This is a genomic window from Pseudomonas sp. S3_A09, from assembly GCF_054668065.1.
On sequence record NZ_CP162752.1, the window covers coordinates 2,025,043 to 2,048,192 of the forward strand.

19 protein-coding genes are annotated in these 23,150 nt (G+C 60.2%); 16 read left to right on the forward strand and 3 right to left on the reverse strand.

Features of this window, described 5'->3' with window-relative positions; translation table 11 throughout:
- The first annotated feature begins 5 nt into the window (after positions 1–5).
- The 3 genes from AB4N92_RS09655 (at position 6) to rarD (ending at position 4,060) form a co-directional block, all read left to right on the forward strand.
- Positions 6–1,904, forward strand: a complete 1,899-nt coding sequence (locus tag AB4N92_RS09655; RefSeq protein ID WP_236266822.1) for a PhoX family protein — start codon at positions 6–8, stop codon at positions 1,902–1,904.
- A 194-nt stretch (positions 1,905–2,098) separates the two neighbouring features.
- The gene (locus AB4N92_RS09660; protein WP_236266821.1) at positions 2,099–3,073 is read left to right on the forward strand and encodes a serine/threonine protein kinase; all 975 of its coding nucleotides are present in this window, start codon (positions 2,099–2,101) and stop codon (positions 3,071–3,073) included.
- Between the two features lie 102 nt (positions 3,074–3,175).
- Positions 3,176–4,060: an EamA family transporter RarD gene (rarD, locus tag AB4N92_RS09665; protein ID WP_010207032.1), complete on the forward strand. Its 885-nt coding sequence runs from the start codon at positions 3,176–3,178 to the stop codon at positions 4,058–4,060.
- A gap of 223 nt (positions 4,061–4,283) precedes the next feature.
- Here the strand turns inward: rarD and AB4N92_RS09670 are convergent, their stop codons facing one another.
- The gene (locus AB4N92_RS09670) at positions 4,284–4,796 is read right to left on the reverse strand and encodes a glycine cleavage system transcriptional repressor (RefSeq protein ID WP_045791562.1); all 513 of its coding nucleotides are present in this window, start codon (positions 4,794–4,796) and stop codon (positions 4,284–4,286) included.
- 267 nt (positions 4,797–5,063) lie between these two features.
- Between AB4N92_RS09670 and AB4N92_RS09675 the strand changes: the two genes are divergently transcribed.
- Complete coding sequence (locus AB4N92_RS09675; protein ID WP_236266820.1) at positions 5,064–7,241, forward strand: malate synthase G; 2,178 nt, start codon at positions 5,064–5,066, stop codon at positions 7,239–7,241.
- 36 nt (positions 7,242–7,277) lie between these two features.
- Here the strand turns inward: AB4N92_RS09675 and AB4N92_RS09680 are convergent, their stop codons facing one another.
- Positions 7,278–7,721 carry a hypothetical protein gene (locus AB4N92_RS09680; protein WP_198831494.1) on the reverse strand — a complete coding sequence of 148 codons (444 nt, stop codon included), beginning with the start codon at positions 7,719–7,721 and terminating at the stop codon, positions 7,278–7,280.
- A 127-nt stretch (positions 7,722–7,848) separates the two neighbouring features.
- Complete coding sequence (locus AB4N92_RS09685; protein WP_010207040.1) at positions 7,849–8,295, reverse strand: response regulator; 447 nt, start codon at positions 8,293–8,295, stop codon at positions 7,849–7,851.
- 245 nt (positions 8,296–8,540) lie between these two features.
- Between AB4N92_RS09685 and AB4N92_RS09690 the strand changes: the two genes are divergently transcribed.
- The 12 genes from AB4N92_RS09690 to AB4N92_RS09745 all read left to right on the forward strand — a co-directional run bounded on the left by AB4N92_RS09690 (position 8,541) and on the right by AB4N92_RS09745 (position 23,045).
- Complete coding sequence (locus AB4N92_RS09690) at positions 8,541–10,463, forward strand: putative nucleotidyltransferase substrate binding domain-containing protein (protein ID WP_045791561.1); 1,923 nt, start codon at positions 8,541–8,543, stop codon at positions 10,461–10,463.
- Entirely contained in the window at positions 10,460–11,167 is a 708-nt protein-coding gene (locus tag AB4N92_RS09695; protein ID WP_042571458.1) for a 3'-5' exonuclease, read from the forward strand. Before AB4N92_RS09690 ends, AB4N92_RS09695 begins: the two co-directional genes overlap by 4 nt.
- A 100-nt stretch (positions 11,168–11,267) precedes the next feature.
- Positions 11,268–11,786: an RNA polymerase sigma factor gene (locus tag AB4N92_RS09700; protein ID WP_042571457.1), complete on the forward strand. Its 519-nt coding sequence runs from the start codon at positions 11,268–11,270 to the stop codon at positions 11,784–11,786.
- Positions 11,783–12,778 (forward strand): FecR domain-containing protein, encoded by a 996-nt coding sequence (locus AB4N92_RS09705; protein ID WP_042571456.1) that lies wholly within the window; start codon positions 11,783–11,785, stop codon positions 12,776–12,778. The genes AB4N92_RS09700 and AB4N92_RS09705 overlap by 4 nt, the downstream gene beginning before the upstream one ends.
- A gap of 109 nt (positions 12,779–12,887) precedes the next feature.
- Entirely contained in the window at positions 12,888–15,701 is a 2,814-nt protein-coding gene (locus AB4N92_RS09710; protein ID WP_106119471.1) for an acyltransferase domain-containing protein, read from the forward strand.
- A gap of 146 nt (positions 15,702–15,847) precedes the next feature.
- A complete protein-coding gene (locus tag AB4N92_RS09715; RefSeq protein ID WP_047542576.1) occupies positions 15,848–18,286 on the forward strand; it encodes a TonB-dependent siderophore receptor in 2,439 nt (812 codons plus the stop codon).
- Between the two features lie 62 nt (positions 18,287–18,348).
- A complete protein-coding gene (locus tag AB4N92_RS09720) occupies positions 18,349–19,452 on the forward strand; it encodes a PepSY-associated TM helix domain-containing protein (RefSeq protein WP_044287990.1) in 1,104 nt (367 codons plus the stop codon).
- Positions 19,449–19,625: a hypothetical protein gene (locus AB4N92_RS09725; protein WP_010207054.1), complete on the forward strand. Its 177-nt coding sequence runs from the start codon at positions 19,449–19,451 to the stop codon at positions 19,623–19,625. The genes AB4N92_RS09720 and AB4N92_RS09725 overlap by 4 nt, the downstream gene beginning before the upstream one ends.
- Positions 19,626–19,754: 129 nt before the next feature.
- Positions 19,755–20,783 carry a Rossmann-fold NAD(P)-binding domain-containing protein gene (locus tag AB4N92_RS09730; RefSeq protein WP_042571454.1) on the forward strand — a complete coding sequence of 343 codons (1,029 nt, stop codon included), beginning with the start codon at positions 19,755–19,757 and terminating at the stop codon, positions 20,781–20,783.
- A gap of 8 nt (positions 20,784–20,791) precedes the next feature.
- Complete coding sequence (locus tag AB4N92_RS09735) at positions 20,792–21,553, forward strand: transporter substrate-binding domain-containing protein (RefSeq protein ID WP_042571453.1); 762 nt, start codon at positions 20,792–20,794, stop codon at positions 21,551–21,553.
- A 65-nt stretch (positions 21,554–21,618) separates the two neighbouring features.
- The gene (locus AB4N92_RS09740) at positions 21,619–22,338 is read left to right on the forward strand and encodes an ABC transporter permease (protein WP_236266819.1); all 720 of its coding nucleotides are present in this window, start codon (positions 21,619–21,621) and stop codon (positions 22,336–22,338) included.
- Complete coding sequence (locus AB4N92_RS09745; protein WP_042571452.1) at positions 22,335–23,045, forward strand: ABC transporter permease; 711 nt, start codon at positions 22,335–22,337, stop codon at positions 23,043–23,045. The genes AB4N92_RS09740 and AB4N92_RS09745 overlap by 4 nt, the downstream gene beginning before the upstream one ends.
- The last annotated feature ends 105 nt before the right edge of the window (positions 23,046–23,150 follow it).

A 23,150-nucleotide genomic window follows, 5' to 3' on the forward strand; every position in this document is an offset into this window, starting at 1 on the left:
CTGAGATGAGCCTATTAGAAGAAACCCAAGCCACCGACCTTGAGCAGATGGTCGGCCTCACCCGCCGCCGCTTCATCGGTGCCGGTGCCCTGTGCGGCGCCGCGATGTTCCTCGGCGGCAACCTGCTGACCCGCAGCGCTCTCGCCGTCAACGCCGCCAGCGCCAGCCCGTTGCTGGGCTTCACCAGCATCGCCGCTGCCACCAGCGACGCCATTACCTTGCCGCCGGGCTACAGCGCGTCGGTGCTGATCAGTTGGGGCCAGCCGCTGAGCAAGAGCGCGCCGGCCTTCGACCCGTCCGGCAACGGCACGGCCAAGGCCCAGGAGCAACAGTTCGGCGACAACAACGACGGCATGAGCCTGTTTGCCTTCCCCGGTGACGACAACCGCGCGCTGATGGCGATCAACAACGAATACACCAACTATCGCTACCTTTTCGCCCACGGCGGTGCGCCGCAGTCGGCCGAAGACGTGCACAAGGCCCAGGCCAGCGAAGGTGTGTCAGTGATCGAAGTACGCCGCAAGGGCGACACCTGGCAATTCGTGCAGGACTCGCGCTACAACCGCCGCATCCATGGCAACTCGCCGATCCGCCTCAGCGGCCCCGCCGCCGGCCACGACTGGCTGAAAACCAGCGCCGACAAGTCCGGTAAAAAAGCCCTGGGTACCTTCCAGAACTGCGCCAACGGCAAGACACCGTGGGGCACTTATCTGACGTGCGAAGAGAACTTCACCGACTGCTTCGGCAGCAGCAACCCACAACAGACCTTCGACGCCGGGCAGAAACGCTATGGCGTGGTCGCCGCCAGCAAAGACATCAACTGGCACCAACACGACCCACGCTTCGACATCGCCAAGAACCCCAACGAACTCAACCGCCACGGTTGGGTCGTGGAAATCGACCCGTTCGACCCACAATCCACCCCGGCCAAACGCACCGCCCTGGGCCGCTTCAAGCACGAAAACGCGGCCTTGGCGGAAACCCGCGACGGCCGCGCCGTGGTGTACATGGGCGACGATGAGCGCGGCGAGTTCATCTACAAGTTCGTCAGCCGCGACAAGATCAACCACAAGAACCCCAAGGCCAACAAAGACTTGCTCGACCACGGCACCTTGTATGTGGCGATCTTCGACGCGGGCGACGGCAACACCGACCACCCCAAGGGCAAGGGCCAATGGGTCGAGCTGACCCACGGCAAAAACGGCATCGACGCCAGCACCGGTTTTGCCAGCCAGGCCGAAGTGCTGATCCACGCCCGCCTGGCCGCCAGCGTGGTGAAAGCCACACGCATGGACCGCCCGGAATGGATCGTGGTCAGCCCCACCGATGGCCAGGTCTATTGCACCCTGACCAATAACGCCAAGCGGGGTGAAGAGGGCCAGCCAGTGGGCGGCCCCAACCCACGTGAGAAAAACGTCTACGGCCAGATCCTGCGTTGGAAGGCCGACGCCGATAACCACGGTGCCTCGACATTCACCTGGGACCTGTTTGTGGTGGCCGGCAACCCGGGTGTGCACGCCGGCACGCCAAAAGGTGGCTCGTCGAACATCAACCCGCAGAACATGTTCAACAGCCCCGATGGCTTGGGCTTCGACAAGGCCGGGCGTTTGTGGATCCTCACAGACGGGGACTACAGCAACGCCGGAGATTTCGCAGGCATGGGCAATAACCAGATGCTGTGTGCAGACCCCGCCACCGGGGAAATCCGCCGTTTCATGGTCGGGCCGGTGGCCTGTGAAGTGACAGGCATCAGCTTCTCGCCGGATCAGAAGACGCTCTTTGTGGGGATTCAGCATCCGGGGGAGACCGGCGGTTCGACCTGGCCGGAGCATCTGCCGAATGGCAAGCCGCGCTCGTCGGTGATGGCGATTCGACGGGATGACGGCGGTATCGTCGGCGCCTGATAGACCGCTTTCGCGAGCAAGTCGAAGCGTCGAACCGCCGCTCCCACATTCCACCGCATTCCTACAGGATATACGCGGTGAAATATGGGAGCGCGCTTGCTCGCGAAGGCGTTCCCACAGCCACCACCTATCTATGCTCGTGTGCGTTACCATACCCGGCCGGACGCGGCGCCCTGCTGCGCGCAGGAGTTCGCATGGCCCACCCGTTTGAAACACTCACGCCCGACCTAGTACTCGACGCGGTCGAAAGCATCGGTTTCCTCAGCGATGCTCGCGTTCTGGCGCTCAACAGCTACGAAAACCGTGTCTATCAAGTGGGTATCGAAGACTCGGAACCGCTGATCGCCAAGTTCTATCGTCCACAGCGTTGGACCAACGAAGCAATCCTCGAAGAACACCGCTTTACCTTCGAACTGGCCGAATGCGAAGTCCCGATGGTCGCGCCACTGATCCACAACGGCGAAAGCCTGTTCGAACACGCCGGCTTCCGCTTCACCTTGTTCCCGCGCCGTGGCGGCCGCGCGCCGGAGCCGGGCAATCTCGATCAACTGTATCGCCTCGGGCAATTGCTCGGCCGTTTGCATGCGGTGGGTTCCACCCGCCCGTTCGAACACCGGGAAGCCCTGGGCGTGAAGAACTTCGGTCACGACTCCCTGACCACGTTGCTCGAAGGCAATTTCATTCCCAAGAGCCTGCTGCCGGCCTACGAGTCCGTGGCCCGCGACCTGCTCAAGCGTGTGGAAGAGGTGTACAAGGCCACGCCGCACAAGAACATCCGCATGCACGGCGATTGCCACCCCGGCAACATGATGTGTCGCGACGAGATGTTCCACATCGTCGACCTGGACGACTGCCGCATGGGCCCGGCAGTGCAGGACCTGTGGATGATGCTCGCCGGAGATCGTCAGGAATGTCTGGGCCAGCTCTCGGAATTGATGGACGGCTACCAGGAATTCCATGACTTCGACCCGCGTGAACTGGCGCTGATCGAACCCCTGCGCGCCTTGCGTCTGATGCACTACAGCGCCTGGCTGGCGCGGCGCTGGGACGACCCGGCGTTCCCTCACAGCTTCCCGTGGTTTGGCAGCGAGCGTTATTGGGGCGATCAGGTGCTGGCGTTGCGCGAGCAACTCTCGGCCTTGAACGAAGAACCCCTGAAACTGTTTTAACGGCTGTTCTGTGGGAGACCGGCTCCCACAGAAAGCAGATCCCATTGCCTGAGAAATATCCTTACAATTGCGCTTTGTTAGCTGCCTAAGCAAGGATTCCGCATGCAAGCCGCCAACCCCCGCAAGGGGTACATCCTGGGCCTGAGCGCCTATGTCATCTGGGGTCTGTTCCCGCTCTACTTCAAAGCCATCGCCAGCGTACCCGCTGCCGAGATCATCGTACACCGCGTGCTGTGGTCGGCGCTGTTCGGCGGTTTGCTGTTGATGGTGTGGAAGCATCCCGGCTGGTTCCGCGAATTGCGCGACAACCCCAAGCGCCTGGCGATCCTGGCCCTCAGTGGTTCGTTGATTGCGGGCAACTGGCTGACTTACGTGTGGTCGGTGAATACCGGACGCATGCTGGAAGCGAGCCTGGGTTACTACATCAACCCACTGGTGAATGTGGTGCTGGGCATGCTGATCCTGGGCGAACGCCTGCGGCGCTTGCAGTGGGTGGCCGTCGGGCTGGCCGCCGTGGGTGTGGCGCAACAGGTGTGGCAAGTCGGCAGCTTGCCGTGGGTATCGCTGGTGCTGGCGTTGACCTTTGGCTTCTACGGGCTGATTCGCAAGCAGGCGCCCGTTAAAGCGCTGCCGGGGCTTGTGGTGGAAACCTGGATGCTGGTGCCGATTGCAGTGGCCTGGTTGCTGTTCAACCCGACCGCCCATAGTGCCCAGATGGCGTTCTGGAGTACGTCCGAAGCCTGGTGGCTGGTGGCCGCCGGCCCGGTGACGCTGATCCCGTTGGTGTGTTTCAACGCCGCCGCACGGCATTTGCCCTACACCGCATTGGGCTTTTTGCAGTACGTCGCACCGACGCTGGTGTTGCTGGAAGCCGTGCTGCTGTTCGGTGAACACCTGGCACCGAGCACACTGACCGCCTTCGCCTTCATCTGGGCAGGCCTGGTGGTGTACAGCGTTGATATCTGGCTCAGCGCACGCAAACGCTGATCAAATAACGTACAAACCTCTGCAAGCCACAGCGGGCGTGGCTTGCAGGCATCCACCCCAAGGTTATCCACAACCTGATCCCCGCCATTTGTGCACAAGCTTTTGAAATTGCTCGTTTTTTGCTCAAATGACGGAGGCGCCCGGCGGGCGTGGCCTGGCGCCGGGTCTCTACAGGTTATCCACAGGCCCATGCAAGATTTCCATGCATAACCCTGTGGGCAGATTATTCCTCGTGATGCAGTTCCACCATCAAGTCATCGGCCAGGGTTTCCAGAGATAACTGCAAGGTATCGAGGGACAACGCCGCTGGCACCTGCAACAACGCCTCGGCGGTAAACAATGGATCGCCGCTCATGGGTGCCGGGCGCACATCGGTACTCAGGCTCTCCAGGTTCACACTCTGCTTGCTCAGCAGCGCCGTAATCTCGCGCACAATGCCCGCACGGTCATTGCCCACCAGCGTCATCATGATCGATCTGGAGGCCGAGGCCTGTCCGCTACTGCCCTCGCCCACCAGCACGCGAATGCCATGTGTGGATAAATCCTCCAGCGCCCCGACCAACGCCTGACGGTGCTCTGCAGGAACGCTGACCCGCAGGATCCCGGCAAACTGCCCGGCCATGTGGGCCATGCGGCTTTCCAGCCAGTTGCCGCCGTGGGCGGCGATGTTCTGCGCAATGCGTTCAACCAGCCCGGGTTTGTCGGCGGCGATAATTGTGAGTACAAGATGGTCCATGGCCAAGCCCTCTGGAATTCAATCTACAAGGTGGACCCGCAAGCCCTTGAAAACAAATCGTGTACCATTTTTATATTTATCTGGAACAATCCATTAGTTTTTTGAGAACATCCGGTTCTCCGCTGTGACCGTACGACCAAAGTGGGTCGCTAAACGACGTATTTAGTCTAATTTTCACAACCGCAAGTCATCATGTAGTATGCCCAATCGTGCACTACATAATGAAAATCTGAAACAGCGCATAAGCTCCGCAGAGTGAGGCAAGCAATGACTGAACACGTTCAAGTCGGTGGCCTGCAGGTCGCCAAAGTCCTGTTCGACTTCGTGAACAACGAAGCCATTCCCGGCACCGGCATTACTGCCGACCAGTTCTGGGCCGGCGCCGACAAGGTCATCCACGACCTGGCACCGAAGAACAAAGCCCTACTCGCCAAACGCGACGATTTCCAAACGCGGATCGATACCTGGCACCAGACCCACGCCGGCCAGGCGCATGACCCGGTGGCTTACAAAGCCTTCCTGCAAGACATTGGATACCTGCTGCCAGAAGCCGCAGACTTCCAGGCCACGACCCAAAACGTCGATGACGAGATCGCCCGCATGGCCGGCCCGCAGCTGGTAGTGCCGGTGATGAACGCCCGCTTCGCCCTCAACGCCTCCAATGCGCGCTGGGGCTCTCTGTATGACGCGCTGTATGGCACCGATGCCATCAGCGAAGCCGACGGCGCCGAAAAGGGCCAGGGCTACAACAAGGTACGTGGCGACAAGGTCATCGCCTTCGCCCGCGCCTTCCTCGATGAGGCCGCACCGCTCAGCGCCGGCAGCCACGTGGATTCGACCGGCTACAAGATCGTCGACGGCAAGCTGATCGTCAGCCTCAAGGGCGGCAGCAACAGCGGCCTGCGCGATGACGCACAGTTGATCGGTTTCCAGGGCCCTGCAGCGCAGCCGATTGCGATCCTGCTGAAACACAACGGCCTGCACTTCGAAATCCAGATCGACGCCAGCACCCCTGTCGGCCAGACCGACGCCGCCGGCATCAAAGATGTGCTGATGGAAGCCGCGCTGACCACCATCATGGACTGCGAAGACTCCGTCGCCGCCGTCGATGCCGACGACAAAGTGGTGATCTACCGCAACTGGCTCGGCCTGATGAAGGGCGACCTGGCCGAAGAAGTCGCCAAGGGCGGCAAGACCTTCACCCGCACCATGAATGCCGACCGTGTCTACACCGGCGTGAATGGCCAGGACGTGACCCTGCATGGCCGTTCGCTGCTGTTCGTGCGTAACGTTGGCCACCTGATGACCATCGACGCGATCCTCGACAAAGACGGCAACGAAGTGCCGGAAGGTATTCTCGACGGGCTGATCACCAGCCTGGCGGCGATCCACAGCCTCAACGGCAACAGCAGCCGCAAAAACAGCCGCACGGGTTCCGTGTACATCGTGAAACCGAAGATGCACGGCCCGGAAGAAGCGGCGTTCACCAATGAGCTGTTCGGGCGCATCGAAGACGTGCTGAACCTGCCGCGCAACACCCTCAAAGTCGGGATCATGGACGAGGAGCGCCGCACCACGGTCAACCTCAAGGCCTGCATCAAGGCGGCCAGTGAGCGCGTGGTATTCATCAACACCGGCTTCCTCGACCGTACCGGCGACGAGATCCACACCTCCATGGAAGCCGGCGCGATGGTGCGCAAGGCCGCCATGAAGGCGGAAAAATGGATCAGCGCCTACGAGAACTGGAACGTGGATATCGGCCTGAGCACCGGCCTGCAAGGTCGCGCGCAGATCGGTAAAGGCATGTGGGCCATGCCCGACCTGATGGCCGCAATGCTCGAGCAGAAGATCGCCCACCCACTGGCCGGCGCCAACACCGCCTGGGTACCGTCGCCCACGGCGGCTGCCCTGCACGTGTTGCACTATCACAAGGTCGACGTATTCGCCCGCCAGGCCGAACTGGCCAAGCGCGAGCGCGCGTCGGTGGACGACATTCTGACCATTCCCTTGGCCAGTAACACCAATTGGTCCGACGAAGAAATCCGCAACGAGCTGGACAACAACGCCCAGGGCATCCTCGGCTATGTCGTCCGCTGGATCGACCAGGGTGTTGGCTGCTCGAAAGTGCCGGACATCAACGATGTGGGCCTGATGGAAGACCGCGCCACCCTGCGTATCTCCAGCCAGCACATCGCCAACTGGCTGCGCCACGGCATCGTCAATGAAGTCCAGGTGATGGAAAGCCTCAAGCGCATGGCGCCAGTGGTGGACCGTCAAAATGCCGGGGATAAACTGTATCGCCCACTCGCACCGGATTTCGACAGCAATATCGCGTTCCAGGCGGCGGTGGAGTTGGTGATTGAAGGTACCAAACAGCCGAATGGGTATACCGAACCGGTGTTGCACCGCAGGCGTCGGGAGTTCAAGGATAAAAACGGCCTGTAAATGAAAAAGCCCTGATCGTGAGATCAGGGCTTTTTATTAACGCTTTAGAGGCACACTAAACCCGTAGTTGAATGTACCGCTGAACGTAAGTACATCACCCGTTTTATTACTGACTTTGCCGTCTCGCACAAGGCCCGAGAGCTCGACTCTATCTACTGTAGGTTCGGGGATGATTTGATATTTGACCTCTATCGTTCCTGAGGGGGCTCGGTCGTATTCCTCAAACGGACTGAGCATAAATATTACTTTCGAGATCTCCGACAAGTTGAATTCGTTATTCCCCTCTTCGACTCTTTTCGGAGAATAGGTAAAGCTAATACCTAAGCCGTTCACATCGTCTGTGGGTATTATCAGTCGTTGAATGTCCCTGATGATCCTCCGCGAGGTTAATTTGAGACGATTGCCTTTGAGGGTGTATTCAAACTCCGCTAACGCGTGGTCAGCGTCAGCCTGAGGGCAGTTATCTTCTGCAGTGGGCATAACTTAGATTCCTGTTCAGGTCATGGGCCAAAAGCTCGGCAAGAGCACCCAAACCATTGAACATGCTTTCACCCACCGCAACGACTGTCAGAATTGACAGTGTGGTGTAACTCCAGACAAACGGCCCCTACTGCGCCATCCCCAACTCCCGCTTGACCATCTTCGCCAACTTCACGCTATCAATCGGCTTCAGCAAAAAATCCACCACGCTCAAGTGCATCGCATCAATCACATCTGGCGCTTCGGCGTCCCCCGACATGATGATGATGGGCAACGCAGCGCGAGTGGAATCTCGCACTAGCTTGATCAACTCCAGCCCGTTGCCGGGGTTCATGCGCAAATCGGTGATCAGCAAACCGATGGAGCTGCTCGACTTCAACAAATCCCACGCCGCCTCACCACTGTCAGCCGTCATGCAGCGAATACCGTCCAGTCCCAGGATTTCCGCCAGCAATTCGCGTGCGTCCTTGTCGTCGTCGACGATCAGCACGCGTTGTGGCGGTAAATCAGGCTCCAGCATCACGGCGCTCAGCGCCTCGCGCTCAGCGTCACTCAAAATATCGTGGTCGGACATACGGTTCTCAGCAGTTCTAATCAATCTCCCAGCACACTCGTCAGACATCTGCGGAAGGGCGTTCAATGTGCACTTCGTCGGAAAGTTTGCCTAGTGGGCGTTCTACGGGTTTTGGACGATAGTCATGTAAGGTTTTTCCCTAGGTGTGTGCCGTTTGTATCGACCTAGACTTACGTCCAATGGGCACCCGCCGCGCGGGAGTCGACCATGCAGGACGATAACGACAAAAAAATGCGGTCACTGTTATGAGTAAAGCTGATGCTTTCGCGCAAGCGGGAAAAACTGCTGTTTTGCAGAATATTCACGGCACCCTGCAGTTCCTGCAGCGTTTCCCGCCGTTCAACCAGATGGAAAACGCCCACCTGGCGTTTTTGGTGGAACAGTGCCAGTTACGCTTTTACGGCTCCGGCGACAGCATCCTCAAACCGTCGGGTGGGCCGGTTGAACACTTTTATATCGTCAAGCAGGGCCGGGTTGTGGGTGAACGACCGGACAGCGCCGAAACCACCTTCGAAATCACCACTGGCGAGTGCTTCCCCCTGGCCGCGTTGCTGGGCGAACGGGCGACCCGCACCGAGCACAAGGCCGCCGAAGACACCTTCTGCCTGCAACTGAACAAACCGGCATTCATCAAGCTCTTCGCGCTGTCCAGCCCGTTTCGCGATTTTGCCCTGCGTGGCGTCAGCAGCCTGTTGGACCAGGTCAATCAGCAAGTGCAGCAAAAAGCCGTGGAAACCCTCGGCACTCAGTACTCGCTGAACACGCGCCTCGGCGAATTGGCCATGCGCCATCCGGTCACGTGCAGCCCAGCCACACCGCTGCGCGAAGCCGTCACGCTGATGCATGAGCAACAGGTGGGCAGCATCGTCATCGTCGATGAGCTCAAGGCGCCCCTGGGGATTTTCACCCTGCGCGACCTGCGCCAGGTGGTGGCCGATGGCACCAGCGATTTCAGCCAACCCATCGAAGGGCATATGACCCAGGCGCCCTTCTTCCTGACCCCTGACCACAGCGCCTTCGACGCTGCAATCGCCATGACCGAACGGCATATCGCCCACGTCTGCCTGGTCAAGGACCAGCGCCTGTGCGGTGTAGTGTCCGAACGCGACCTGTTTTCACTGCAACGGGTGGACCTGGTGCATCTGGCGCGCACCATCCGCAACGCACCGCGGGTGGACAACCTGGTGGCGATTCGCGGCGAGATCGGCCAGTTGGTCGAACGCATGCTGGCCCATGGGGCCTCGTCCACTCAGATCACCCACATCATTACGCTGCTCAACGATCACACCGTGTGCCGGGTGATCGAGCTGACCCTGGCCGAAAAAGGCGACCCCGGCGTACCGTTCAGTTGGTTGTGCTTCGGCAGCGAAGGCCGTCGCGAGCAGACGCTTTACACCGATCAGGACAACGGCATTCTGTTCGATGCCAAGGACGCCGCCGAAGCAGCAGCGATCCGTGGCCGGCTGCTGCCACTCGCCCAGCAGATCAATCAGAATCTTGCCTTGTGCGGGTTCAGCCTGTGCAAAGGCAACATCATGGCCGGCAACCCGGAGCTGTGCCTGTCGCGCGCGGAGTGGGCGCGGCGGTTTGCAGCTTTTATCCGCGAGGCGACGCCGGAGAATCTGCTGGGTTCCAGCATCTATTTCGATCTGCGTGTGGTGTGGGGCGATGAACGTGGCTGCGAGCAATTGCGCCAAACCATTCTCGACCAAGTGGCGGACAACCGGTTGTTCCAACGCATGCTGGCCGAAAACGCGTTGCGCCAGCGGCCGCCCGTAGGACGTTTCCGTGAATTTGTACTGACCCGTAAAGGTGGCGAAAAAGCCACCCTCGACCTCAAGGTGCAGGGCCTGACCCCTTTCGTCGACGGCGCGCGCCTGCTGGCCCTGGCCAATGGTATCCACGCCAACAACACCTTGGAGCGTCTGCGCCAACTGGTGGTGAAGGAGGTGATTGAGCCCCTGGACGGCGCCGCGTATGAAGAGGCCTACCACTTTATCCAGCAGACCCGCATGCAGCAGCACCAGTTGCAATCCCGCGAGAACCAGCCGTACTCCAACCGTGTCGACCCTGACAGCCTCAACCATCTGGACCGTCGGATCCTGCGTGAATCCCTGCGCCAGGCACAACGTCTGCAAAGCAGCCTGACGCTGCGGTATCAGCTGTGAGTTTGTTCAACTGGCTGCGTAAGAAAAAGCCGGGGCTCGACAGTGCGCAACAACAGCGCCTGGCGCAACTGCGCAGTCCCACGCCACTGGGCAACAACACCCTGCGCAACCAGCGCTGGGTGGTGGTGGACCTGGAAACCAGCGGCCTCAACCTCAATCGTGATCAGGTACTGTCCATCGGCGCGGTCGTGATCGAAGACGGTGCGGTGGATTTCTCGCAACTGTTCGAACGCACCCTGCAACGGGCTGAAACCAAACTCAGCCCCAGCGTGTTGATCCACGGCCTCGGCCCCAGTGCGATCGCGGCCGGCAGCGATCCGGTGGACGCGTTGTTGGACTTCATGGACTTTGTCGGTGACAGCCCATTACTCGCCTTCCATGCGCCGTTCGATCAACACATGCTGTGCCGGGCACTCAAGGACAGCCTGGGTTACCGCCTGACCCATCCGTTTCTCGACGTTGCAGACATCGCTCCCCTATTGTGCCCCGAGGCGCATATCCGCGAAGCCGGGCTGGACGATTGGATCAATCACTTCAACCTGCACGTGGGCGAACGTCATCACGCCAGCGCCGATGCTTTGGCCACGGCGGAGCTGATGCTCATCCTGTTCAGCCGCGCGCGCCAGCAGCACATCGATACGCCACAGGCGTTGCAAGAGCGTTTGAGCCAATGGAAACGGCGTCAACACGCGCCATCGTTTTAATGTCATCTCCCGACAAACGCCAATTGCGCCTACACCACGGCTCTGCCACAATCGCGAATAATTCTCGTTAGTTTAAACATCCCGTTTACCAGGTGATGCCTTGTCGTCGATCCAGAATCCACACAGTGAGCTTGTTGGCGCGTTGTATCGCGACCATCGTGGCTGGCTGCTGGCCTGGCTTCGACGCAACGTGGCCTGCCCGAGCCGCGCCGAAGACCTGAGCCAGGACACCTTCATGCGTCTGCTGGGCCGTGACGAGTTGCGCGCGCCCCGCGAACCCCGTGCGTTCCTGATGGCGATCGCCAAGGGCTTGCTGTTCGATTACTTCCGTCGCGCCGCCCTGGAACAGGCCTACCTCACCGAACTGATGCTGATCCCGGAAAGTGAACACCCTTCGCCGGAAGAACAGCACCTGATCCTCGAAGACCTCAAGGCCATCGACCGCCTGCTCGGCAAGCTGTCGAGCAAGGCCCGCGCCGCCTTCCTTTATAACCGTCTCGACGGCATGGGCCACGCCGAAATCGCCCAGCGCCTCGGCGTGTCGGTGCCCCGCGTGCGCCAGTACCTGGCCCAAGGCATTCGCCAGTGCTACATCGCGCTGTATGGCGAGCCGCAGTGACGGTGATCAGTTCCAGACCGGTGTCGGCCCGCGTGCTGGATGCGGCGATCGCCTGGCAGTTGTCCCTTGATTCGGGTGACGGCAGCGCAATCGAGCGTGAAGAGTTCGATAAATGGCTGGCCAGCGATGAAGAACATGCCCGCGCCTGGCGTCAGTTGGGCATGCTCGACCAGCGTTTCAGCGTAGCCTCAGGCCCGGCGCGGGCAGCATTGCTGCAATCGCGTGAAGGTATTCGCCAGCGTGTGCGCAAGCTGGGCAGTGGCCTGGCAAGTGTCGCGTTGGTCATTGGCCTGGCGCTGTTTGCCGGTGAGCGCTATGTGCCGATCCACTATTGGCTGGCCGACCAACGTACCGCCACGGGTGAGCAGCGCACGCTGAAGCTGTCGGACGGTACGCTGATCAACCTCAATACCCACAGCGCCATCGACGTGCGTTTCGATGAAAAACGCCGGCTGGTTGTGTTGCAGGAAGGTGAAATCCTGGTCGAAACCGGCCACAACGATGAACGCCCGTTCTATGTACAAACCCGCGATGGCAGCCTGCGGGCGCTGGGCACACGGTTTATCGTCAGGCGCGAAGACGACGCCACACGCTTGAGCGTGCTGCAATCGGCCGTGGCGGCCCAACCCGAGGCGCTGCACCAGGAACAGGTTTTCAAGGAAGGCCAACAAGTGCTGATGCGCAGCGACGGCCTCGGCCCGCTGCTTGCCGTCACTCCCGCCACCGATGCCTGGACCCGCGGCATGCTGGTGGTCGACAACGCGCGCCTGGGCGAGGTGGTCGAGGAGCTCAGCCGTTACCGCACCGGTTACCTGGGGGTGGATAAAAACGTGGCTGACCTGCGCATCACCGGCAGCTTCCCACTGCACGACACCACGCTGGCGCTCAACGCGCTGCTGCCGACACTGCCGGTGCACATCGAGCAACACACTCCCTGGTGGGTAACGGTGAAAGCCACGGCGAAAAACACCGAATCACTTAGCGAGAAATGAACAAACCCTCATTTCAAACGCGTCTAAAAAACTGTCATGCCTGACAGGTTTCAGCCTTACCGTCGTGTCCTTCAATAGACATCTCAATTGTTCTATTAAGGATGAAACGATGTCGACGCTCCCAAACATCACCCGCCACACGTTTACCTTCTGCTTCCCCGGTCAGGGCAACGACCCCTGCGGTGCCTTGGCCGACCTGCACCAACACGCCGAGGAGTTGCGTGGCTCGATAGAGTCCACCCTGGCGCTCATCGAACACGAGGCGGCGCAGCACGAGCCCGGCCTGCAGCCCGGCCTGGTCACTCAAGTGTTGCTGACCCATCAGCATGCCCTGCCGCTGCCTTCCGGAGTCATGCAACTGGCCCTGTATGGCGCTGCGGTTGTGCTCAACCAGTTGCTGCACGACGCAGGCGTGCGTCCGGCACTGATTCTCGCGCAGAGTTTTGGTGAGATTGCCGCTCGGGTATGCGCCGGCGTACTGAGCATTGAGCAGGGCGTGGCTGCAGTCTGCGCCCTCAATGCGGCCTACCGCAGTGAGGAGGGCCGCGGCGGCATGCTGCTGATCAACCTGGCGCCGCAAAAGACGCAAGCGTTGCTCGACAGGTGGCCAGAACTGAAGCTGGAGTTGGGCTCGGTCAATGCCCCTGAGCAATGCATCATCAGCGGCGAAATGAGCGGCCTGAACGGTCTGCTTGAACGCTACGGCGACAACACCCCGCCATTGCGCTGGGTGCCGATCGCCTACGCCTCCCATTACTCGGCGCACCGGCATGTCGCAGAAGTGATGAATGCACGGCTACAGCCCCTGAAGCAACAGCCGTTCAGAATGCCCATCTATTCGACCGTGCTGAGACGCTGCTACCGGCACGGGGAAGACCTGCACGAGTTGTTCACGCGGGGCGTGACCCACCCCACCGACCTGCCCAAGACACTCACCACATTAGCGCCCGACCACCGCCGCCTATTTATCGACATGGGCGTGAACCGAGGCATGTCGATGTGCATCCTCAAAAGCCTGCGCGATGCCAAAACCTACACACCCCTGGCCGCGCCGCCCAATGCCCTTCGCCAACTGCTGGTCGACTCACAGACGCTCAACGTCCTGCGCCCTCTGGTCAACGGGCCCGTCTCTGCCCAAGCCCACGCGCACATGGCCTATACGTTCAGCGATCCGCAGTTGCATTCGCAAACCAACCAGAGCGCCCACGACGGCCACCGCCATACCTATTGGCGCTTGCAGCATCTGCTCAAGCAACTGCCCGACGGCATCCACGGGTTCAAACAACCGGAATGGTTGATGGCCGTGGCCACTCATGCGGCGATCAATGATCCATCGCTGTTCATGGGATGCGTGATTCAGCAGGGTCTGTGCATCGGCACACTGCTGGCGTTCGAGCAGGACCACCCGCATGCCGTCCGGTGGCGGCGCGAACTGGAAACGGGCGAAAGCCTGGGGGTCTACGCGCTGACTGAAATAGGCCGCAGCAACTCGCATATGGCCCCCTGCCTGGAGGCGGTATTCGATACCGACACGCGTACGTTTGTGTTGAACACACCGAACAACGCCGCGCTGAAATTCGCCAATGTCGGTATCAATAACCTGAATAAGATGGGCGTAGTGTTTGCTGAGTTGACGGTTCAGGACCAACGCTGTGGTGTCTTCGCTTTTGTCTTGCCATTAAGTGATGCACAGGGCCCGTGCCCCGGCATTGAAATGTCGTCGCCAGCGGAAATTCGCGCAGTGCCATTGGATTACGGCGTGTTGCGTTTTAATCAGGTACGCATCTCTTTTGACGCATGGCTGTGTGACGGGGCGCACATTGATGACTCCAACCGCTTCCACGACCCACTGGGCAACACCGATCGGCGTCTGATCCGCTCACTCTTCGCCCCCAAGAACGTGTGGGCGATGGTCGGCACCGGTTTGAGCTCCGTCATGCTGGCCTGTGCAACACTGGCCCTGACGCATGCCAACCGGCGCACCACCCAGGCACGCATCGGCAACGGTACAAGCCTGCTGGATTTTCGCACCCAACGCCGCGCACTGTTCGGCTGCCTGGCCACCGCGTACGTGATGAAAAGCTTCGCCAATGACTGCGCGTGTCTCTGGATCGAGGGCACGGCCAGTCAGTCATCACTGGACAACACCGGCGCGGGAGAGGTGACGTGGACACCGTGGGCCGCCATTTCCCAGAGATTGGCGTTGCTCAAAGCCCTTTGCGCCCCCGCCGCCGAGGCGGTGGCCACCGAGTGCCGATTGCGCTGCGGCGTGGCCGGGGCGCTCAACCTCAATCGTTTCGCCGACTACGAAGGCATGGCCAAGATCTACCAGGACGCGGGCGGCAATAACCGCATGATCCTGCTGGATGCCGCCAAGGTCCTGATCGGCCAACCCTTGAGCAAACCCACACCACCCGACCCGCAGGCTGAACTGGACGATCCCGAGTACAGCCTGAGCATGGCCCGCACCCTGGAATACCGTTTGCTCAAGGAGGTGGCCGACCATGTCGCCGCACGCCGGACGTTGGGTGAGGACGACATGCAGGTCTGGAATTCAAAGCTGATGGTGGTTGCACGGGCAGGCGAAGCGCATGCCCAACGCCTCGCCATCGAGAGCGCAGTAAAGGCCGGCGACTCCCTGCCGCCGGGGCTTGCAAAGGATCTGGTGAACGCACTGTGCGGCCTTTACGTACTCGACTACCTGCACAAACACGCGGCCTGGTATATCAGCGAGGGCCTCATGGACAGCACTCGCTACCGTGCGCTGGAGGAACAACTCAATCGACTGAGCGACTTCCTGGCCCCCCACGCCCTGCTGTTGATCGATGCCTTCGGCCACGGTGAAGCGACGCGTGCGGCCATCGCCCGTGCAGAACCTTACGCGGACGCTTTGACCGCGAAACTGCAATGGGCGCAAGGCTGAAACGCATCACAAGCCTGAACTTTCAGGGCCATGCAGTGCGAAGAGTTGTGAACACTCACAGATTTATTTTCACTTGGCCCTATCACTTTTCGTTTTTCGTTCGGCACCTAGGCAATTGCGAAATATTTCCATTCAGGAGCCGCCCTATGTCCCGCACGCTAGACACCTTGTTGCGCCCCAGCCTGTTAGCCATGGCGATTGCCCTCAGCGCCCCGCTCGCCAGCACCTCGCTGATTGCCGCCGAGCAGGCGTCCAGCGTGCGCACCTACAACCTACCGGCGGCACCACTGGCCACCACCCTGAACCAGATCGCCAGCCAGGGCGGCCTGGCACTGACCCTCAGCCCGGCATTGGCGTCAGGCAAGACCTCGGCGCCGGTCCAGGGCCAGTTCGATGCGCCGGCTGCGCTGCGTGAAGCGTTGCGGGGGACTGGGTTGCAGTTGGAGCAGAGCAGTGCCGGGACGTACTCGTTGGTGCCGGTGCCGGAGGGGGTACTCGCATTGCCTACCACCAACATCACGGGCCAGGACAGCTATGAAAGCGCCTGGGGGCCCGTGGACGGTTACGTCGCAACACGCACCGCCGCTGGCACCAAGACTGATACGCCAATTGCCGAGCTGCCACGTTCGGTGACTGTGATCACCCGCGAGCAAATGGAAGACCGCTCCGTACTCAACCTCAATGACGCTTTGCGTTACACCGCCGGGGTACAGAGCTCCGGCTACGGCTCGGATTCTCGCAGTGACTGGCTGCTGGTACGCGGTTTTGTACCAACTCAGTTCCTCGACGGCCTGCCATTGCCAAAGGGCAACTACGCTACGCCGAAAATTGACACATGGAATCTGGAGCGCATCGCTGTCCTGCGCGGTCCGGCATCATCGGTTTACGGGCAAACCCCACCAGGCGGCTTGCTAGACATGGTCAGCCGCCGTCCTCAGGCCGAAAGTTCGAATGAAATCGAAGTGCAGGCCGGCAGTAACAATCACAAGCAGATCAACTTCGACAGTACCGGAAAGATCGACGACGAAGGGCAGTTCCTTTATCGCGTCAGCGGCGTGGTGCGCGACAGCAACACCGCTGTGGATCACATCCCCGACAAGCGCTACAACATCGCCCCAAGCTTGACCTGGAACATCAACGACGACACCAAGCTGACGCTGCTCACCCAGTTTACCCGCGACGATACGGGGATCACTGGGCAGTTCCTACCGCTGCAAGGCACCAAACTGAGCTCTCCGGCAGGCAAAATTTCCCACCACAAGAATCTGGGTGATCCTGACTGGGAATTCTACGACCGCACCTACTACGCGCTTGGTTACGCCTTCGAGACTCGCTTGAATGACACGTGGCAGTTTCACCAGAACTTGCGTTATACCAAAAACGACCTGTCGTTCCAGGGCATTACGGCTGGCGGTGCATTCTTTCCGAATGGTCCGGAAGTTGCGGTCGATGCAGACGGCAACGTGAGTCGCTCCGCCGGCAAGGTCGATGAAAACATAGGTCAGTTCGCCGTAGATAACAACTTCCAGGCTGACTTCCAGACTGGTGCGATAAGCCACACGTTGTTGCTGGGGCTCGATCATCAGCGGTCCACCAGCGATGCGCGCTGGTTGTGGGGTTCTGCAGGTGTGCCCACCATTAACTTTAATCGTCCGGTATACGGGCAGGACTTTTCCAACGTCCAGTATTTCACCATGTACGACTACACCCAAAAGACCCAACAAACCGGCTTGTACATCCAGGACCAGATGGCGCTCAACAACTGGCGTCTGACCCTCGGTGGCCGTGAAGACTGGGTGCATACCGGCACCACCTTCCATAACTTGAATGATGCCACCAACACTCAGCGTGACAAGCACTTTAGCGGCAACGCGGCGCTGAGCTACGTCTTCGACAATGGCATCACGCCTTATCTGTCCTACGCCGAATCGTTCCAGGCCGGCTCAGGCACACAAGTGGGAAGCACCGGGGCATTCAAACCCACCGAAGGTAAACAGTACGAGGCGGGGATCAAATACCAGCCCGCAGGCACCAAGGCCCTGTTTACAGCGGCTGTGTTCGACCTGACCCAGCAGAACTCCTCGGTGACCGAAGGCAGTATCACCCGGCAAATCGGTGAAGTGCGCGTTCGCGGCCTGGAACTGGAAGCCAGCGCCGACGTCACCGAAAGTCTCAAGCTGGTGGGTTCATATACCTACAACGACAGCGAAATCACCAAAGGCGCAACCGGAGAAGAAGGCAATCGCATGAACCAGTTGCCGCGCAACCAGGCCACTGGCTGGGCCGACTACACATGGCGCAGCGGCGTGCTGGATGGTTTCGGGGTGGGTGCGGGTGTGCGCTACGTCGGCGATACCTACGGCAACGCTGCCAATACCGACCTGGGCCACGTGGGCTCCTATACCGTATACGACGCCTCGGTACATTATGACCTTGGCCGTTTGAACAGCACCATGAAGGGCGTCACCGTAGCCGTTGACGCCAAGAACATCTTTAACAAGGACTACCTGTCCACCTGCGATGGTTTCTACTGCTACTACGGCGACCAGCGTAACGTGGTGGCCAGCGTAAATTACAAATTCTAAGACGGTAAAAACCGCCAACGAAGGGCCGCCTGAACCGCGGCCCTTTTGCCTTTGGAGCCGTGATGAAAAGCAAAACCATCCGCCGCTGGTCCTTCATCCACACATGGACCAGCCTGATCTGCACGGTATTCCTGCTGCTGCTCGCCCTTACCGGCTTGCCGCTGGTGTTTCACCATGAGATCGACCACCTGCTGGGCAACGAGCCGGAATTGGCGCACATGCCTGCCGACACGCCGCAGCTCAACCTGGAGCAACTGGTCAGCGCCGCACAGGCTCATCGCCCTGGCGACGCCATGCAATACCTGGCCTGGGACGAAGACGACAAAAACGGCGTGATCGCGATCATGGCCGCCACCGCTGGCACCGAACCCAACTCGTCGCACACCTTCATGCTCGATGCGCGCACCGGTGAAGCCGTGGAGATGCCATCGGCCAACGGCGGGTTCACGATGTTTCTGCTGCGCCTGCACGTGGACATGTTTGCCGGTCTGCCGGGCAAGTTGTTGCTGGCATTCATGGGCATTCTGTTTGTGGTCGCGATTATCTCGGGCACCGTGCTGTACCTGCCATTCATGCGTCGCTTGAAGTTCGCCACCGTGCGCCAGGACAAATCCACCCGCCTGCGCTGGCTCGACCTGCATAACCTGATCGGCGTGGTCACTCTGACCTGGGCACTGGTCGTCGGCGTGACCGGTGTGATCAGCGCCTGCGCCGACCTGATCATCGCCGCCTGGCGCCAGGACAGCCTCAGCGCGATGATCGAACCGTACAAACATGCTCCACCCCTGAGCCAGCGCGCTCCGGCCACCGAACTCCTGAGTATCGCCGCCAAAGCCGCACCTGGCATGCAGCCGGACTTTATCGCCTTCCCCGGCACGCGCTTTTCCAGTGAGCACCATTACGCGGTCTTCATGAAGGGCAGCACCCACCTGACCTCGCACTTGCTCACACCCGTGCTGATTGACGCCAGCACCCTCGCCGTCACCGCCATCGCTGAACGACCGTGGTACATGGACGCCATGGGCATGTCCCAGCCGCTGCACTTTGGTGACTACGGCGGCATGCCGATGAAGATCCTGTGGGCGACGCTGGATGTGCTGACCATCATCGTGCTCGGCAGCGGGGTTTATTTGTGGATCGTGCGGCGCAAGGCGGGCAAGGCATGAAGCCTAGGCAATCGAATTTCTGGAAGGTATTTGGTATTCCGCTGGGGATCGGCCTGTTCACGGCGGCAGGGTTGTTCGCGGCGTTGCTGGGAGACGGGTTGTGGGATTCGCTGAGTTGGCTGGGGCTTGGGATCCCGGCAGCCATTGCGCTGTGGGGAGTACTGCGCCGATGAGCGGTGAGCGTTGTAAATCGTGCCCAGCAATAATTAGACATTAATAATAAATTACACAAACAGTCCAAGCAGGCTTAATCTCGCCCCAAGGTCACACATCCTGTGCCGCCGACCTGCGGGGCAACACCCATGACTCTCCCCATCTATAGCCTTACCGAGTTGCGCACGGTGCTGAAGCGCGACGACATGCTGCGCGTGGTACGCGACGCCTGCATTCAGCATGCCCAAGACAACATCATCAGCGCCAAGTCCGGCGAATTGATGTTCCAGGAGCCTCCGGGGGACTGCCATATCCGGCTTGGCTATTTTCGGGGAGGGCAAACCTTCGTGGTCAAACTGGCCATGGGGTTCTATGAGAACCCCTCCAAGGGGCTGGAAACCAATAACGGGCTAATGCTGGTCTTCAGCTCACAAACCGGCAAGATCGTTGCCCTTCTCAACGACCAAGGCTGGTTGACCAGTTGGCGCACCGCCGCGGCCGGGGCTTTGGCGGCGAAGGCCGGGGCACCGTCACACATCACCGCACTGGGTATTCTCGGCACCGGCCATCAGGCCGAACACCAGGCGCAGTGGGCTGCACACCTGCTGGGGACCGATCGAGTATTCATCTGGGGACGAGACCCGACCAGAGCCACCCGACTGGCAGAGAAACTGGAGCATCACGGTTTGACGGTTTACGTGGCGGCAACGGTGGAGAAGGTGTTCGAGCACTGCAATGTCGTCATTACCTGCACGCCGTCCACTCAGCCGATCGTGCCAGTGTCTGCGGTAAAACCCGGAACCCACATCGTCGCCCTGGGCTCGGACAGCCTGGGCAAACAGGAACTTGACCCGCAAATCCTCTCCTTGGCTCGGGTCATCATGACCGACGACCACCGCCAATGCGCCGAACGCGGTGAACTGGCCCATGCCCTTCGCGCCGGGTTGATCGCCAACACCGCCGACATCTCGCTGGGGCAAGTGCTGGCCGGCAACCTCCCGGGGCGCCTCGGTGCTGACGACATCACCGTCGCCGACCTGACCGGCCTTGCCGCACAGGACATTGCCATCGCCACCCTGGCGGTCGGGTTGGTCCAGGCCATGAAGCCTGGCGATGCGAGCACCGCTACCTGCAACCAGTCCGAATCAACGCCTGAACAAACAATAACAATAGGGTAGGTATTCACATGAAAAAGCTGACGAGTACGATCACCACAGCCACGCTCTGGCTGCTCTGCACTGTCGCGGGCGCGGCACACGCAGAAACACTGCGCATTGCCAGTGAAGGGGCTTATCCGCCGTTCAATTACGTGGATTCAAACAACAGGCTGCACGGCTTCGATATCGACATTGCCAACGCCCTGTGTGAGCGAATGAAGGTCAACTGCACCTTTGTCACCCAGGACTGGGAGGGCATGATTCCCGCCCTGCTGGCGAAAAAATACGATGCGATCGTTGCCTCGATGAATGTCACCGAAGAGCGCAAAAAGAAGATCGCCTTCACCAACCGCTACTACCGCACACCGCTGTCGGTCGCCGTGGCCAATGACTCAGGCATCAGCGACGCCCAGACCAACTTCAAAGGCCTGACAGTGGGTGCCCAGTCTTATTCGACACAAGCCATCTACGCCGAAGAACATTACGCCGCGGCCGGCGCCACGGTGAAGCTCTACCCCTCCCAGGACGAGGCCGCCAGTGACTTGGCAGCCGGGCGCCTGGACGGCGTCATCGCCGACAAATACCCCTTGCTCGCCTGGGTCGCAGGCGCAGGCAAGGACTGCTGCACATTTCTCGGGGACATCGACGGTACCAATACTGACGCGGCCATCGCGGTGCGCCAGGGCGACGTCGAGTTGCGTGAGCGGCTAAACAAGGCGCTGGACGAAATCGTCGCCGATGGCACCTATAAGAACATCTCCAGACGCTACTTCGCCTTCGATATCTATTGACCTGCGGGGCCCGGGCGCTGGCTTCGGGCCCACGTGCAGGCCAAATTTCGCGAGAGGGTTCTGGCATGCTCGAACAACTGTCACTGTTATCTTTCGCCAACGGCGGCTGGGGCTCGGCGCTTCTGGCCGGAGCCTTGGTCACCATCACCCTGGCACTCGCCTGCATCCCGCTCGGTTTACCATTGGGCCTGTTAGTAGCCCTGGCGGCGAGGTCCAAGCGACGCTGGCTACGGACGGGGGCGACGGTATTTTCCACAGTGTTCCGTGGGCTGCCCGAACTACTGACCTTGTTGATCACTTATTACGGCTGCCAGATTGCCGCACAAAGCATGCTCGCAGCCATGGGCTACCAAGGCGAAGTCACGATCAACACCTTCGTCGCGGCCATGATTGCCTTCAGCCTGGTGTTTGCCGCGTTTTCCAGCGAGGTCTGGTTGAGTGCCTTCAAGTCCCTGTCCAAGGGGCAATTCGAGGCCGCGACAATGCTGGGCTTGCCCAAGGGTACGACCCTTCGCAAGGTGGTCCTGCCACAACTGACGCGCATTGCCTTGCCCGGCCTGTCGAATAACTGGCTGTCGCTGCTCAAGGACACGTCCCTGGTTTCAACCATCTCCCTGGTCGACCTGATGCGTCAGACCAGCCTGGCGGTCAGCGTGACCAAAGAACCGATGCTGTTCTACGCCGTGGCCTGTTTCGGCTATCTGTTTTTCTCGGCGTTGTCCGGCCGCGTGTTCAATTTTCTCGAACGATATTTCAGCCGCCACCAACTGAGTGCCAAGCCATGAATATCGAGAGCCTGTTGAGTGCGCTGCTCAACCTGGAACTGTTCGAACGTTACGCCCCGCGTTTTATCGACGGCTTGCTGGTCACCGCAAAACTGGTGGCCATCTCCTTTAGCCTCGGCGCACTCTTGGGCCTGCTGCTTGCCCTGGGCCGATTGTCGAGCAACCGTTGGCTGCGCGGCCTCACTGGCACCTATATGTACTTCTTTCGCGGCTCCCCGCTGCTCGCCCAACTGTTCATGCTGTATTACGGCCTGGGGTCATTCAAAAGCTTCTGGCAAGACGTGGGCCTCTGGTGGTTCTTCCGCGACGCCTGGCTCTGCACGCTGCTGGCCTTCACCCTCAATACCGCAGCCTATCAAGCCGAGATCATGCGCGGCGCCCTGACAGCCGTCGCACCAGGCCAACGCGAAGCGGCGCAAATGCTTGGCCTTTCGCGTTGGGCCACCTTGCAAAAGGTCATCCTGCCGCAGTCGTTACTGGTGGCCATCGGGCCGCTGGGCAACGAGCTGATCCTGATGATCAAGGCCAGTTCCATTGCCTCGCTGGTGACCCTCTACGACCTGATGGGCGTGGCCAAACTGGCGTTCTCACGCAGCTTCGACTTCCAGATCTACCTTTGGGCGGCGGTGTTGTACCTGGCGATCGTCGAGGTCGTCAGACGCACGCTCAAACGCCTTGAACGGTCACTGAGCAAGCACATCGGGTAGTCAGGCTTCAACATTCCCAACACTGCGGTCCAGAGGGTAAGCCAATGAATTCGAGCATCACCGCTCCAGACAGTCTCTGCGTTCCAGCCCTGCCAACGCGAGAGT